Genomic DNA, 13144 nt, shown 5'->3' with positions numbered 1-13144 from the left:
ACAGTCGCCGGCCTCAGCTGGCACTCAACACCCACTCCGCCAGCTTCTTCGCATCGTCCTCACCAAGGCTGCCATGCGGCGGCATCGGAATCCGCCCCCACGCGCCCTTGCCGCCTTCGCGGATCTTCTTTGCCAGCCGCTCCGCCGCCTGGCTGTCGCCCTTGTACCTGGTGGCCACCTCGGCAAACCCCGGCCCCACCAGCTTTGACTGCATGCCATGGCAGGAAAAGCAGCCGCTCTTGTCGGCCAGGGCATGCATGTCGGCGGCCGTGCCGGCCAATGCCGCGCCCGGCAGCAGCACCGAAGCCGCCACCAGCGCCATCCATTCCTTCTTCATACCTGTTTTCCGTTTCATCCTGTTGCAACCGCGCCCGGCGCACGCCGCGCACCCATGATGCGATCCGGGCGTGCGCCGGACATTGTCATTTCCCGCCGGCTCAGCTCTTGTGCAGCTTGAACACCCACACTGAGCCGCCCTGCTCCAGGAAGTTCACGCGCTTGGCCACCTCGCCGCCCCACAGCGGCACCGCGCCGCCCCAGCCGGACACCACGGCCACGTACTGCTCGCCGTTCTCTTCCCAGGTGACCGGGGGCGCCACCACGCCGCTGCCGGTCTGGAACTGCCACAGCTCCTTCCCGGTCCTGGCGTCGGCCGCCTTCAGGTAGCCTTCCGGCGTGCCCCAGAACACCAGCCCGCCGGCGGTGGTCATCACCCCGCCCCATAGCGGCGCGCTGTTCTTGACCTCCCACATGATCTTGCCGCTCTTGGGGTTGATGGCCCGCAGCGTGCCGATGTAGTCCTCGTTCAGCGGACGGATGGTGAAGCCCGCGCCCAGGAAGGCGGCGCCCTTCTTGTAGCTGATGGGCTCGTTCCAGATATCCATGCCCCACTCGTTGGCGGGCACGTAGAACAGGCCGGTCTGCGGGCTGTAGGCCATCGGCTGCTGGTTCTTGCCGCCAAGGAAGCCCGGCGCGGCAAACACGGACTTGCCCTTTTTCTCGTCGCTGCCGGCGGCGGGGTCGCCGGGGCGACCTTCGGCGATGTAGTTGGGGCGGCCGCTCTTCAGGTCGATGCCGGTGGCCCAGGTGATCTTCTTGACGAAGGGGAAGGCGTTGACCAGCTTGCCGCTGGCCGCGTCGTTGACGTAGAAGAAGCCATTGCGGTCGGCCTTGCCGCCCATGCGCTTGCCGTCCAGGTCGAAGGTCACAAACTCATTGACGCCATCGAAATCCCAGCCGTCGTTCGGGGTGTTCTGGTAGTGCCAGGCGATCTTGCCGGTGGCGGGATCCAGCGCCACCGTCGAGGCCGAGTAGAGGTTGTCGCCCTTGCGGATATGGCTGTTCCACGGGCCCGGATTGCCGGTGCCGAAGTACACCAGCCCGGTGGCCGGATCGTAGGTGCCGCCCAGCCAGGTGGCGGCGCCGCCGGTCTTCCAGGTCTCGCCCGGCCAGCTCGCGTTGGCGGTGCCGGTCACGCCGTTCTCGGTCTTGTTGCCGTCCTTGTCGTACTTGTAGCCCATATGGCCTTCCACCACCGGCCGCGACCACACCAGCTGCCCGGTTTTGGCATCGCGCGCCTCGACCCGGCCCACCACGCCGAACTCGCCGCCCGAGATGCCGGTCAGCACCATGCCCTTGACGATCATGGGCGCCGCCGTGTACGAATAGCCGGCGGCGTAGTCCTCCAGCTTCTCCTTCCACACCACCTTGCCGGTCTTCTGGTCCAGCGCCACCAGCTGCGCATCGAGCGTGCCGAAGATCACCAGGTTGTCATAGAGTGCCGCACCGCGGTTCACCACGTCGCAGCACGGCATGATGCCTTCGGGCAGCCGGTGCTCATACTTCCAGAGCTTGCGCCCGGTCTTCAGGTCCAGCGCATAGATGCGCGAATACGAGGCCGTCACGAACATCTTGCCGTCATGGATCACCGGCTGCGATTCCTGCCCGCGCTGCTTCTCGCCGCCAAACGAGAACGACCACGCCGGCACCAGCTGCCCGACGTTCTTCGTATTGATGCGCGACAGCGTGGAATAGCGCTGGCCTTGCGGGCCCATGCCCCACGACAACACATCGCCGGGGCTCTTTGCGTCGTTCTCGATCATGGCATCGGTCACTGCCGCCTGCGCGGCCAGACTGGCCGCGGCAGCCGCAACCGCCATCACTGCTCGTAACGTCCTCATTGTCATCTCCTCTCTTGTTTTGGGTTTCCCTGGTGCGCCACTGCGCCACACACCAGACATGCCTTTGGCAATTCCCATGCCAGTCGCATCCCCGCACCAACACGCCGGTTGCGGCCCCGTTGCGTGATGACAGCCGTGCCAGCGCGCAACACTGCGTTGCAGCTGCTCCAGATTTGAACAGCCCGCCACGGCTGGCCGGCGTCAGTGGCCAAGCGCGGCTTCCTCACGCGCCGGGTAGAGATGGCCGACGTTGCGCAGGTACTCCGCGGGCATCGCGGCCCAGTGCGCGTAGGGCTGCGGCACCGGCATCGCCATGACCTCGGCCAGGTCCCGCCCCTGCGCCGCGGCCTCGCGCAGACGCGTATCCAGCCATTGCAGGTAGCCGCGCGTCTGCGCGATGGCCTCCGCGCCGCCGGCGGCCGCAGGCACTGGCCCGTGGCTGGGGACCAGCACGCGCGCCCCGCTTTCGGCCAGCAGCGCCTGCAGCCGGTCCAGGCTGGCCAGCCAGCGGCCGATATCCGCGTGCGGCGTGGTCGGAATGCGTTGCCGGAACACCAGCCCGCCGGCAAAGACCACGCCCGCGCTGCGGTCCAGCACCACCAGGTCGTCGCTGGTATGGCCGTCCAGGCGCACCAGCTCCAGCGTATGGCGCCCGATCGTGCGGCGGCCCGGCGCCAGCGCGTGGGCAGGCGGCTCGGGCTCGGTGCCGCGCATCCAGTCGCCGCACAGGCGGTAGAGGTTGTCGGCATAAGCGGCGCCCTCGCGCCGCGCCCCGTCGATGGTGCCGGCCAGGGCGCTGCCGCCCACATCGGCATAGGCCTGGTTGCCGAAGAAATAGTCGGGATGCAGGTTGAGGTTCAGCACCAGCCGCACCGGGGCGGCCGTGACCGATGCAATCGCCCTGCGCTGCTGCTCGCCATACAGCCGCGACGGGCCGGTGTTGATGACCACCACGCCGTCGCCGGTGTCGATAAACGCCGTATTGATGATGTTGCAGCCATTGCCGGGCGCGAAGTCGGCATTGGCGCCTTCCAGCAGCCACACGCCCGCGGCGATCTCGCGCGGGGCCAGGCGGTAGTCAGGAGGCTGCAGGGCGGCCTGCTGGGCGAGTGCCGGCGGCACGGGCTGGCCCGTCAGGCATAGCAGCAACCACAGTAGCAATCGTCGCTTCATGGAGACACCCGCGCCGCGATGTGGTTGCCGTTGTTGTCGTGGCCGGCCACCGTCATGCCCGGCGGCACGGCATCGCGCAGGTCGAAGGAGAAGATCGGGTTCTCGGCAACCGGCTCATGCAGCGTCAGGCGCAGCAGCGGCTGCCGGGCCGCGTCGGCCAGGACCAGGGTCTCGATATGAAACGCCGGGATGCCCGCCGCCAGGCCGGTATCCATCGGATGCATCACGCGCAGCCGCAAGCGTGCCGCGGCTCCGCCGAAGCCCGGGAACACGCGCGCGTCCACGCGGTTGAGCGTGCGGCTCCAGCTGCCGTCGCGGCGCGTGGCGCCGGGCACCGTGCAGCCCCCGCCGCCGGCATCGACCAGCACGCTGCCGACATGCCAGGTGCCATCGCGCGTGCGCGCCGCCACCCGCACTGGCGATGCCTGTTCCAGCTTGAAGCGGAACGACAGCGAAGGACGCACCCGCAGCGGTTCGAACGCCAGCACCTCGCGGATCGGGTTGCGGTCCACCGCTACCACGATGCGATCCACTTCGCCCAGCGCCGAGGCATCGAAGGCGATCGGCACGCGCATGGGGTCTTCCGCAAACGCCGGCCCGGTCACGCTGACGCGGCTGTCGAACACCACCGGCCCCATCTGCAGCAGCTCCTTGTGGATCCAGGCCCATTGCGGCGACTGCAGCGGATCGCTGTGCGCGATGACGGCGCCCGCTGCCCCGGCAGCCGGTACCGCCGGGCTGGCCATGCCCAGTGCGGCCGCCATCAGCAGGACCATGCCCCGCGTCCGGCGCCTCATGCCTGCTGCCCCCGGCGCGCCATGCCGCGCTGCGGATCGTAGCCCTGCAGCGCCAGCGCGAAAAACACCACCGCGCTGCCCGCCACCACCGCCAGGCTCAGCGGCGCCACCTGCCCATACAGCGCAAAGCGGATCGCCTCGACCGCGTGGGTGAAGGGATTGATGCGGGCCAGCTGGTACACCACCTCCGCGCCCGACTCCTGCAGCTTCCACAGCGGATACAGCGCCGAGCTGATGAAGAACATCGGGAAGATCACGAAGTTCATGGTGCCGGCAAAGTTCTCGAGCTGGCGCACATGGACCGACAGCAGCAGGCCCAGCGCGCCCAGCATCAGCGCGGCCAGCGCCATGGCGCCCGTCGCCGCCAGCAGGTGCAGGGACTCGAAGCGGATGCCGAAGGCCATCGCCACCAGCAGGAACGCGGCCATCTGCAGCAGCGACAGCACCGTGCCCGCTGCCAGCTTGCAAGCCAGCAGCCAGCCCCGCGGCAGCGGCGCGGTCAGCAGCAGCCGCATCACGCCCATCTCGCGGTCGTACACCATGGCCAGCGACGACTGCATGCCGTTGAACAGCGCGATCATGCCCAGCAGTCCGGGCGCCACATAGACCTTGTATTCGATATAGGTGTCATAGGGCGGCGCAATGGCGACGCCCAGCGCGTTCTGGAAGCCCGCGGCAAACACCAGCAGCCACAGCAGCGGGCGCACCAGCGACGACAGCAGGCGCCCGGGCTGGCGCAAGTACTTGCGCAGCTCGCGCCCGCAAACTGCGCGCAGCGCGCGCCAGCGATGGATCAGGATGGAGGCCATGGGTGCGCTACGCGGATGGGGCCCGGCACGCCGTGTCGGCTTCATCGGCGCCCAGGGTGTCGAGGTTGTTCTTCGGATGCAGCACGCCTTCTACCGGGGCCATGCCGACCACGCCGTCAGGGTGGGCCAGCAACACCGGCTGGCGCAGCTGGCGGTCCCAGCGGCGGAACGACAGCGGCGGCCCCTTGAAGCCGTCCACCACCACCTGCCCGGCGGCAAGCGCTTGCGCCTGTCCGGCAAACCCGGCCCTGGGCAGGCGCGCCACGCTCTCGGCGATGGCCTTGACCGCCACCCAGGCAGCCCAGTCGTAGCCGGTCATCGGACGGCCCGCCGCTCGCATGAAGCGCCGGTTGAGCTGCGGCCCGCCATTGCGCTCCCAGGCCCAGTGCCACGCCTGCGCGCCCAGCCCGCTGGCGCCCACCACCGGGCGCGGCAGCAGCGTGGCGTAGGGCACGCCGCGGGCGAACTCGCCGTCGGCATCGGCCACCACCACCACGTCATAGTCCACGCCGCCGGTCAGCAGGCTGAGGTTGGCCTGGTCGCGCTCACGCGGGTCGTTGGACAGCCTGAAGGCGCGCTGCGCCGACCAGGCAATGCCAAAGCGCCGCGCCGACGTCACCAGCGCGTCGCGCTGCGCCACATCGCCCGCGGACGGGCCGCTCAGCAGCAGGGCGCGGCGCCATTTGCGCAGCACCAGGTACTGCATCAGCGCATCCGCGCGCATGCGCAGGCTGGGCAGCGTGTGCAGCAGCACCGGCGCGCAGCCGGCGCCGCGCAACTCGTCGTCATCGGCCGACACGTTGAACAACAAGGCCTCGCCCGGCTTGACCGCACCCGTGGCCGCCCTCACCGACGCCGACGGCAGGTCCAGTAGGATATAGCGCGTGCCCTGCCGCGCCAGCGCCGCGACCAGCGGGGCCACCTCGGCTTCAGTGCGGGCTTCCTGTGCTTCCAGCCTGAGCGACTGGCCCGCGGCCTCGAGCGCCACGCGCGCTTCCGCGACCGCCACCTGGGCGCCGTCGAGCGCACGGCCCTGCGGCTGGCCGGGATAGCGCTGCGCCAGGCGCCGGGGCGCATAGCGCGCGTCGTCGGCCTGCGACACGACCGCCACGCGCACCTCGGCAGCGTGCACCGCGGCAGGCAGCCACGCCAGCGCCATGGCGCCCAACCCGGCACGCCACCACTGCCACCACGCACGCGAGCGCTCAGTCATCGATCGCCACCGAATGCGGCACGCGGCCCGCCTTGAGCGTGGCCACGGCCTTGCGGCTGGCGGTGTCCACCACGCTGACATCGTCGGACAGGCCGTTGGCGACATAAAGCCGCGCGTTGTCGCGGCTCAGCGCCAGCCCCCATGCACGGCGGCCGACCAGCACATAGTCCTGCACCCGGCGCGACGCCACCTCGACCACCGCGACATGGTTGGCGCGGCCCAGCCCGATATAGGCGCGCGTGCCGTCGCCGCTGGCCGCCATGCCCACCGGGGTCACGTCCTCGGCGCGAAAGCCCCGGGGCGCAAAGGCGATGGTCTGGGCCACCTCGAAGGTATCGGTACGGATCACGCTGACGCTGGCCGACAGTTCGTTGGACACCCACAGCTCCTTGCCGTCGCGCACCAGCAGCAGCCGCCGCGGCCGGTTGCCGACCTGGATATTGCGGATCACCTTGCGCGAGGCCACGTCGATGACATGGACCAGGTTGGCCACCTCCGAGGTCACGTACACATGCCTGCCGTCGGCGCTGACCTTGACGCCCTCCGGCTCCTCGCCCACCCTGACCGCGAACACGCGCTTGCCCGACGCCGTGTCGTAGGCCGACAGCAGCCCGTCCTCTTCATTCGAGACATAGAGCGTGCGGCCGTCCTGGCTGAGATCGAACAACTCCGGATCGTCCCCCACCGGCAGCGATGCCAGGGTCTTGCGGCTGGCCACATCGACCACATCCACGCGGTTGTCGTCGCTGCAGGCCACGTACAGGCGCGTTCGGTCGGGCGACAGCTGCAGGTGGCGCGGCCGCTTGCACTGCCGCCATACCGCGACCAGCTGTCGGCTGCGGGCATCGAAGACGGCGAGGGCATCGTCCTTCTCGCTCGAGACAAAGACCTGGTTGGTACCCGGGCCGACGGGGGGCGCGGCCCCACCCTGCGCGCCTTCGGCCAGGCCGGCGGCAACCAGCAGCGTCGTGACCAGCAGCAAGGCGCCGGCAAACCAGACGGGGGATGGCATCTTGTTCATGCGGGTACGCGCCTCGCAGCGGGGTCAGTGACAGGGGCCGGCGGCGTCATGGCCAGGAAGGCGCCCTCCAGGGTGTCGCACGCCGCGGCGCCGCGCAGTGCGGCCGGGGTGCCGTCGAAACGCACGGTGCCGCGGTCCAGCACGATCACGCGGTCGGCGTGCTCCACCTCCTGCACCAGGTGGGTGGCCCACAGCACGCCGGCCTGCGCCCGCGCCGTCAGCCTTCGGGCATCGGCCACCAGCTGCGCGCGCGAGGCCGGGTCCAGCCCCACCGTCGGCTCGTCCAGCAGCAGCATGGCCGGTTCATGCAGCAGCGCGCGCGCCAGTTCCACCTTGCGCCGGTTGCCGCCCGAAAGCTCGCGCACCGGTGCGCGCGCACGCGCCGCCAGCCCGAAGTCATCGAGCAGCCGGGCGATGCGCTGCGCCGCCACGCCGCGCGGCAGCCCGTGCAGGTCCGCGTGAAAGCGCAGGTTGGCCAGCACCGGCAGGTCCAGGTCGATGGCCGGCTGCTGGAACACGATGCCCAGCCGTGCCAGCGCGCGCACCGGATCGCGCCGCATGTCGCTGCCCATGACCGTGACCTGCCCCGCATCGGCCACGAAGAGGCCGCTGAGGATCTGGAACAGCGTGGTCTTGCCCGCCCCGTTGGGCCCGAGCAGTGCCACGAACTCGCCGCGCCGCACGCTGAGCGAGACCCCGTCCAGGGCCACGCGGCTGCCGAACGCCTTGCGCACGGCGTCGCAGCACAGCGCCAGCGGCGCTTGCATGGCCATCACAGCTGCCCCCTGGGCCGCGCGGTGCCCACGCGCTCGGCAAAGGTCCGCTCGGTCTCCCACGCATGGCGCAGGAAGGCATCGTATTGCGCGGTATTCAGGTAAGTCAGCTCCTGGTCGTACCGGGCCAGTTCCGCAAGGTGGCGCGGCTGCTGCATCGCGGCGCGGAACGCGTCATGCAGGCGGCCGACGATTGCCGGATCGGTGCCGCGCGGCACGCCGATGCCGTAGGGCGAGTTATGGACCGCATCGGCAAAGCCCAGCTCGCTTACCGTCGGCACCTCAGGCCAGCGCGGTGAGCGCTGCGCGCTGAACACGGCCAGCAGGCGCAGCTTGCCGGTCTCCACGAAGGGCGCGAAGCCGGTGGAATTGACCCCCACCATCAGCGGACCGTTGGCCACCGCCAGCATCTGGTCAGCGGTGCCGTGATACGGCACGTGGATATAGCGCACGCCGCTGCGCCCGAGCACGTCCTCCATCGCCAGATGGGCGGTGGTGCCGATGCCGGTGGAACCCACGGTCAGCTCGCCCGGATGCGCGCGGCCCCAGGCGACCAGGTCGCGCAGCGAGCGCAACGGGCTGTCTGCGGGCACCACGATGCCGAAGGTATAGCCCGAGATCATCAGCACCGGCTGGATGTCGCGCAGCGGCTGCCAGGCGGTCTTCTGCTGATGCGGGAAGCGATACACCGTCAGCGGCAGCTGGCCGATGGTGTAGCCGTCCGGCCGCGCCGCGGCAAGCAAGCCGCCCACCAGCGTGCCGCCGGCGCCCGGCCGGTTCTCCACCACGATTGGCTGCCCCAGCTCACGCCCGGCCAGCTCCGCCAGGATGCGCATGGAGATATCGGTGGCGCCGCCCGCTGGCCATGGCACCACCAGCGTGATCGGCCGCGACGGATACCCCTGCGCGCCCTCGGCCAGCGCGGCGCCCGCATGGACCAGGCCGAGGCACGGCAACAGCAGGCAGGCAAGGCAGCGACCAAGGCGGCGGAACATGGCTGGGCACGAGGCAGAGTGTTGATGCAGGTGAACAGAGCAAGGCCGATACCATGTGCAGCGCAGCATGGGGCCGCGGTCCATGCCAGGCGTTGCCTGGCCGCGCCGGACGCACTGCCGGACGCTGCGGCCAGGCCGTGCCTTGTGCGGTGCGCCGTGCACGACTGTCTCATGGTGGAGCACCGGCCCGCTGCTGGTGTCCGCAGCTGTCCTGTTTTGTGACAGGCGCAGTCCCACCACGCCGCGGCGCATGCGAACGCGCCGTAGCGGCATCCCGATCCCCCGTTGCGAGGCCCAAGGTATGAAACCTGCTCAGCTCCGGGCAAGCGCTACCCAATGCAGGTATCGCACCGCTTATCCGGAGGAGACGGAACATGCCAGCCAACCCGCGCCCCGCATCGCCAGGGCAGGCGCAACGCGACACCGTGGCATGCCGCGGCAGGGCCAGCCGCGGCGCCGCCACCGCGATTGCCGTGGCGGTCGCCCTGATGATGGCCCAGCGGCCCGCTGTTGCGCAGCAGGACACCCCTGTCCCAAACCAGGACAGCGCCATGCTGCCGGAAGTCCTGGTGGTGGCCGCCGCGCCGCTGCCAGGCATCGGCGTGGACAGCGACCTGGTGCCCTATACCGTGCAGACCGTGCGCGGCGACGACCTGGACCGGTCGCGCGCCGGCAACCTGGCCGAGTACTTGTCCCGCAACCTGGCCGGCGTCAACGCCAACGACATCCAGGGCAGCCCGTTCCAGACCGACATCACCTACCGCGGCTTCCGTGCCTCATCCATTCCGGGCGTGCCGCAGGGCCTGTCGGTCTACCTGGACGGCATCCGCGTCAACGAGCCCTTCGGCGACGTGGTCAGCTGGGACATGATCCCGGAAGCCGCGCTGGCGAGCGTGTCGCTGGTGTCCAGCGCCAACCCGGCCTACGGCCTCAATACCCTGGGCGGCGCGCTGGCCATGACCACCCGTTCCGGGCTGGACTCGCCCGGCTTCACGGCCGACCTGTCCTACGGCAGCGGCGCCCGCAAGCGCGCCGACCTGTCCGGCGGCATGCGCAGCGACAGCGGCTGGCACGCATTCGCGGCCGGCACCCTGTTCCAGGAGCACGGCTGGCGCGACCAGTCGAGCGGCCGGCTTGGCAACGTCTTCGCCAAGGCTGGCTATGCGGGCGACACTGACAGCTGGGACGTCTCCGTGCTGCACGGCCGCAGCACGCTGACCGGCAATGGTTTGGTGCCGAGCTTCCACGCCAGCGGCAACGGCACCGTGCCCGACCTCTACCAGGCCAACCGCCATGCGATCTACACCTACCCCGACCAGACCCGCAACCAGTTGACCCAGGTCGCCGTCAACGGCCGCCACTGGTTCGACGACAAGACCAGCGCCGCCGCGCTGGCCTACGTGCGCACCAGCCGCCGCGACACCACCAATGGCGATGTCAACCCCGGCTACGAGGCCTATGCCGAAGACTGCGAGGACGGCTTTGCGCCCGACGGCAGCCCGCGCGGCGACGCCTGCGGCATGACCCGGGCCGAAGGCGCCGCGCTGCATCCCGCCGTGATCAACACCACCCATATGTGGCAGCAGACCGTCGGCATGGCGCTGAGCATGGCCAGGGAGACCGACCGCCACCTGCTCAACGCCGGCCTGACCCTGGACCGCAGCCGCCTGACCTACTCGCAGTACGCCCAGCCCGGCACCTTCACCGACGACCGCGGCGCCGTGGCCGACCCGGACGCCCCCAACGCCCTGTTCTCCGGCGTCGGCGGCAGCTCGCGCATGCTCGGCCTGTACCTGTCCGACACCTGGTCGCTGACCCCCAGCACCTTCCTGACGGCCTCGGCCAGGTGGAACCACGTCGCGGTAAGCAACACCCTGCGCAACAGCGACGGCAGCGAACAGCCGCGCGAGAGCTTTACCTACCGCCGCCTTAACCCGGCGCTGGGGCTCTCGCAGAAGCTGGGCGGCGGCGTCACCGTGTTCGGGGGCTACGCCCAGAACAACCGTGTGCCGACCGTCCTCGAACTTGGCTGCGCCGACCCGACGCGGCCCTGCCGCCTGCCGGCCGGCCTGCAGGCCGACCCCTACCTGAAGCAGGTGGTCTCACACTCCTATGAAGCAGGCGTGCGCTGGCACCGCGGCAAGGACACCGAAGTCACCGCGTCGCTCTACCGCGTCGACAATCACGACGACATCCTCTTCCTGCGCGCGCCGAACACCCAGCTCGGCTATTTCGCCAACTTCGACCGCACCCGCAACCAGGGTCTGGACCTCACCGCCCGCCAGCGCGTGGGCGACGTCACGCTGCGGTTTGCCTACAGCTATCTCCAGGCCACCTACCAGGCCGCCGGCCAGCTTGCCGCCGGCGAACGCACCATCGACATCCGGCCCGGCATGCGCATGGCTGGCCTGCCCCGCCATACGCTCAAGCTGGGCGTCGACTGGCAGGCACTGGCCGGCCTGACGCTTGGCGCCGACCTGGTGGCGGTGTCAAGCACCGTCTCCAGCGGCAACGAAGACGGCCTGCGCAGCGACCCGCAACCGGGCGCGCCGCCGAAGACCGCCGACTGGCATGTGCCCGGCTACGCCACCCTCAACCTGCGCGCGGCGTACAAGGTGAACAAGCAGTTTGAGATCTATGCGCGCGTGGCCAATGTCTTTGACCGGCGCTACGAGACCTATGGGCAGATCGCGAATGATGTGTTCCCCGGCGGCAGCCTGGTGCGCCCGCATGTGGCACCGGGGGATGCCGCCAGCGCGCTGTTCGTGGCACCGGGCGCGCCGCGGAGCTTCTGGTTGGGGGTGGTGTTCCGGATGTAGCAAGCCAGGCAGGTTCCGCTGAGCAATGCGACGCGGGCCGGCACGCAGTGAACCTGCCGGCCCGCTACCGGGGCGCGCTACTATTCGCCTGACGCGGCGCCTTTGCGTCTGGCGTCAGCCCTCCCCCCACAACCCGTCATGACCCGCATTGTCCGCATCGCCCTCCACACCCTGGCATCAGCAGGCCTCATGTTCCTGAGCACCGCGCATGCCACCGACATCGACTGCGATCCGTCGGCCACCGCTGCCAGCGCCACGCAGGCGCAACGCCTGATCTGCGAATCCGCGCTGTTTTCCATGGGCTACCAGCGCATCTACGCCGACCAGCAGCGCCTGCTCAAGGCGCGGGCAATCACTGAAGCCGACATTGCCGCGTTCCGCAAGAAGCGGGACCGTTGCGATTCGGCATCCTGCCTGGACACGGTCTTCCGGGAATGGAATGCGTTCGCCAGCCGGGCGCGGGTCCCTTGACTGAAGAGCCATAGCGGGCCGTCCCGCCCGCGCGGACTTAGAAAGCCTTGGCTGGCACAGCGTCGTGGCCGGCAGGGCCGGCCTTGCCTTTCTGGACGCCGGATGCCAGGGCGCGGATGGCGGCTTCGCGGGAATTTCCGATGCGCTTGTGCGCGGTCTCCAGGACCGCATCGATGTCCCGCCTGGTTACGGCGCGCTGCAGGGCACGCCAGGTCTTGAAGGAATTCTCCAGCGACCCGGGACGGGATGCGAGCCCCAGCCGCACATAGCGCAGGACCCGCAGCGAGATGGAGTTCAGCAGCTCCCCGACCAGCCGGTTGCTCGACAGGTCTGCCATGGCCATGTTCGCCAGGAAGGTCACGCTGATATAGGCGTCCACGGAGTCCTCGACGGCCTTGCTGAGCTGCGGCATGAATTGCTCGAATAACGCATCAAGCGCGTCCGCGCGCTCTTCCATCAGCTGCCTGAGCAGAATGGCAAACAGTGCGTCCCGCACGACGTAGATATCCCGCAGATCCTGGGCATTGGGCTCGGTGACAATGGCGCCGCGCCGAGCGCGGAACTCGATCAACCGCTCCCGCTCCAGGATGCGCAAGGCCTCGCGCACAGGAGCGCGGCTGACCTCCAAAACATCGCTGATGTCTTTCTCAAGCAGGCGTTGGCCTGCGTGGATCACGTCGATCGTAATCAGTCCCGCCAGCCGCACCGCAATCTGGTCAGCTACGGATGCCGACCAGTCGCGTCCATGCATAAGCGCCTGCTCGACAGCCAGCGTGACCGGATTCTGCGGTGTTTGCGGCGCAAGCAGCGACTGCAGTTCTGGCGTGTTGGTAGTCTTGAGTCTGCCCATGAGGGGTAAATCCTTCCGATTATTGGGGAACCGGTCGGGTGCT

At 69.5% G+C, this 13144-nt stretch carries 12 protein-coding genes; 2 read left to right on the top strand and 10 right to left on the bottom strand.

Annotated elements, in window-relative coordinates; translation table 11 throughout:
* Window positions 1-13: 13 nt before the first annotated feature.
* The 9 genes from ACW4E8_RS15240 to ACW4E8_RS15200 form a co-directional block, all read right to left on the bottom strand.
* The gene (locus ACW4E8_RS15240) at window positions 14-337 is read right to left on the bottom strand and encodes a c-type cytochrome (protein WP_456805250.1); all 324 of its coding nucleotides are present in this window, start codon (window positions 335-337) and stop codon (window positions 14-16) included.
* Window positions 338-437: 100 nt separating this feature from the next.
* A complete protein-coding gene (locus tag ACW4E8_RS15235) occupies window positions 438-2180 on the bottom strand; it encodes a PQQ-dependent methanol/ethanol family dehydrogenase (RefSeq protein WP_456805249.1) in 1743 nt (580 codons plus the stop codon).
* Window positions 2181-2381: 201 nt separating this feature from the next.
* Window positions 2382-3353: a quinoprotein relay system zinc metallohydrolase 1 gene (locus ACW4E8_RS15230; RefSeq protein ID WP_456805248.1), complete on the bottom strand. Its 972-nt coding sequence runs from the start codon at window positions 3351-3353 to the stop codon at window positions 2382-2384.
* Complete coding sequence (locus ACW4E8_RS15225; RefSeq protein ID WP_456805247.1) at window positions 3350-4129, bottom strand: quinoprotein dehydrogenase-associated SoxYZ-like carrier; 780 nt, start codon at window positions 4127-4129, stop codon at window positions 3350-3352. The genes ACW4E8_RS15230 and ACW4E8_RS15225 overlap by 4 nt, the downstream gene beginning before the upstream one ends.
* 17 nt (window positions 4130-4146) lie before the next feature.
* Window positions 4147-4959 carry an ABC transporter permease gene (locus tag ACW4E8_RS15220; RefSeq protein ID WP_456805246.1) on the bottom strand — a complete coding sequence of 271 codons (813 nt, stop codon included), beginning with the start codon at window positions 4957-4959 and terminating at the stop codon, window positions 4147-4149.
* A gap of 7 nt (window positions 4960-4966) precedes the next feature.
* The gene (locus ACW4E8_RS15215) at window positions 4967-6172 is read right to left on the bottom strand and encodes an ABC transporter substrate-binding protein (RefSeq protein ID WP_456805245.1); all 1206 of its coding nucleotides are present in this window, start codon (window positions 6170-6172) and stop codon (window positions 4967-4969) included.
* Window positions 6165-7193, bottom strand: coding sequence for a PQQ-dependent catabolism-associated beta-propeller protein (locus ACW4E8_RS15210; RefSeq protein ID WP_456805244.1), 1029 nt, complete (start codon window positions 7191-7193; stop codon window positions 6165-6167). Before ACW4E8_RS15210 ends, ACW4E8_RS15215 begins: the two co-directional genes overlap by 8 nt.
* The gene (locus ACW4E8_RS15205) at window positions 7190-7966 is read right to left on the bottom strand and encodes an ABC transporter ATP-binding protein (RefSeq protein WP_456805243.1); all 777 of its coding nucleotides are present in this window, start codon (window positions 7964-7966) and stop codon (window positions 7190-7192) included. Before ACW4E8_RS15205 ends, ACW4E8_RS15210 begins: the two co-directional genes overlap by 4 nt.
* Window positions 7966-8961, bottom strand: coding sequence for a tripartite tricarboxylate transporter substrate binding protein (locus ACW4E8_RS15200; RefSeq protein WP_456805242.1), 996 nt, complete (start codon window positions 8959-8961; stop codon window positions 7966-7968). Before ACW4E8_RS15200 ends, ACW4E8_RS15205 begins: the two co-directional genes overlap by 1 nt.
* Before the next feature lie 374 nt (window positions 8962-9335).
* Between ACW4E8_RS15200 and ACW4E8_RS15195 the strand changes: the two genes are divergently transcribed.
* Both ACW4E8_RS15195 and ACW4E8_RS15190 read left to right on the top strand, forming a co-directional pair.
* Entirely contained in the window at window positions 9336-11780 is a 2445-nt protein-coding gene (locus ACW4E8_RS15195) for a TonB-dependent receptor (protein ID WP_456805241.1), read from the top strand.
* A gap of 189 nt (window positions 11781-11969) precedes the next feature.
* Window positions 11970-12251 carry a hypothetical protein gene (locus tag ACW4E8_RS15190; RefSeq protein WP_456805240.1) on the top strand — a complete coding sequence of 94 codons (282 nt, stop codon included), beginning with the start codon at window positions 11970-11972 and terminating at the stop codon, window positions 12249-12251.
* 37 nt (window positions 12252-12288) lie between these two features.
* Here ACW4E8_RS15190 and ACW4E8_RS15185 read toward each other — a convergent pair whose 3' ends face one another.
* Window positions 12289-13101: a GntR family transcriptional regulator gene (locus ACW4E8_RS15185; protein WP_456805239.1), complete on the bottom strand. Its 813-nt coding sequence runs from the start codon at window positions 13099-13101 to the stop codon at window positions 12289-12291.
* Window positions 13102-13144: the final 43 nt, after the last annotated feature.

The sequence above is a fragment of the Cupriavidus sp. CP313 genome (genome assembly GCF_054072015.1).
Note: the sequence above shows the minus strand (reverse complement) of the source record. Positions and strands in the feature narration are given on the sequence as shown.